The organism is Catenulispora rubra (genome assembly GCF_015356825.1).
Classification (GTDB): Bacteria; Actinomycetota; Actinomycetes; order Streptomycetales; family Catenulisporaceae; genus Catenulispora; species Catenulispora rubra.
On record NZ_JAACYW010000679.1, the window covers coordinates 1 to 743 of the forward strand.

Here is a 743-nt window from a genome sequence, read left to right on the forward strand (position 1 = left end):
GGGCACGGGTCGTTGGGCGGCGCGGGTGATGGGGCCGGGCGGGTTGTTGGAGCATCCGTTGTTGGAGAAGTGGACGCGGGATGTGTGCGCGTTCGAGTTCATGGACGGGACGAGCAACATGCAGCGGCTGCATGTCGAGCGCGGGTATCAGACAGGAGACGCAGATGCTTGATCTCAGTGTGGAGGCACTCGGCATCGCGGTGCTGCCGTACACCCACTACCTGCCGCTACAGGTCGACGTCGCGTCCGCTCCGATCGAGGCGGTGACCCGGTTTGAGCGCAGGGCCCGCGGCATCCCGGTGGAGCACGCGATGCGGGTCGCCATGGACGACGAAGTGGATTCCGCGGCCGAACCGGACGTCAGCGCACTGGCGCTGGCGGCGCTGGGTTCGCCGCCAGCCGCGCAGCCGCTGTTCCTGGTCCACGACGTGCCGCGGGACTCGCTGGTGTCGGCGCTCGCCGGACTGGTGCAGGGCTCCGGGTGGGCCGGGGAGGACGTCGGCATCACGCACCTGGAGGAGCTCGGCGGGACCGTGCTGTTCGACCTGCTGGACTGGGCGATGCCCGAGGTCGGCGCCACCGTGCTGATCTGCGACGAGCCCGACTTCGCGGACGCGCGGCTGGGCGCGGGCAGGTTTTCTGCGGCGGCGCTGCGGGTGCGGCCGGGTGGTGGGGCGCTGCGGGTGTTGGACTGTGGTGAGGGGGCGGCGACCTGCTGCCGGCTCTGCCGGCCACGTCATCGA

General features: G+C 70.9%; 2 protein-coding genes. Both read left to right on the forward strand.

Annotated features, from left to right (window positions below; genetic code table 11):
- The first annotated feature begins 28 nt into the window (after positions 1-28).
- Positions 29-172 (forward strand): acyl-CoA dehydrogenase family protein, encoded by a 144-nt coding sequence (locus GWK61_RS61360; protein WP_369125692.1) that lies wholly within the window; start codon positions 29-31, stop codon positions 170-172.
- The coding region (locus GWK61_RS54925) for a hypothetical protein (RefSeq protein WP_194922348.1) at positions 165-743 on the forward strand (579 nt) is incomplete at its 3' end. The genes GWK61_RS61360 and GWK61_RS54925, both read left to right, overlap by 8 nt.